General features: G+C 38.5%; 1 protein-coding gene. It reads left to right on the top strand.

The genetic code is table 11. The features are described from left to right. Positions 1 to 576: hypothetical protein (locus tag D1643_RS11230; RefSeq protein ID WP_160710670.1), on the top strand; the 576-nt coding region annotated here is incomplete at its 5' end. Positions 577 to 727: the final 151 nt, after the last annotated feature.

Genomic DNA, 727 nt, shown 5'->3' on the forward strand with positions numbered 1-727 from the left:
GCACTAGGTGGGTTACTACCTGAAGTAGCTGTAGACAAAATTGAAACTTTAATGAATGACGAACGTGAAAAATACATACGTGCTGATAGTCAATCCAGAATGGTTAATATACTTATTTTGGAAGAAGACGATTTAGTAGGGACGTGTTTAGATGCCTCTATTGAACATGCAAAAGACGCTACCGAAATAGGGCTATTCACACAACGTTGTGCGTATAATTTACGTAATTTTGGGGCACCGGGAAGTTTATTTAATGTAAATCACCCGATGTCGCTTAAATATGGCGAGCCTAACCATCAAATTTTGTTGTTAGCAAATAACGCTACCTTAGATACACTCGAGAGCAAGTTTGATGTCAATGATCCTAATCCGTTGAAATTCAGGTTAGGTGTCATGCACATTCCAGAAACGCGCCTTGAGCCATTACCAATGAGAGTACCCGAACAGTCGGTCGGGCACGCTATAAAAGATTTGAAAAGCTTACTTCTCAAATCAGCAGACCAACGTCTGTATAATGAGGACGATAAATTTTTTGACTTCTCACAAGAGGAAACAGAATCCCTCTGGAATGACTAACTGTTTTAAATATGAAAGGAATTTTCAAATCTTATGTCAGAATTTGAAGTAGACAACACAAACGACCTTAAAAAAGGATCACCTGAAGACGTAAATGTTAAAGCCGAGGTTAAACCTGAGACTGCTACAACATTAAAGCATGAACTTGATG

This window comes from Enterorhabdus sp. P55, assembly GCF_009911695.1.
GTDB lineage: Bacteria > Actinomycetota > Coriobacteriia > Coriobacteriales > Eggerthellaceae > Enterorhabdus.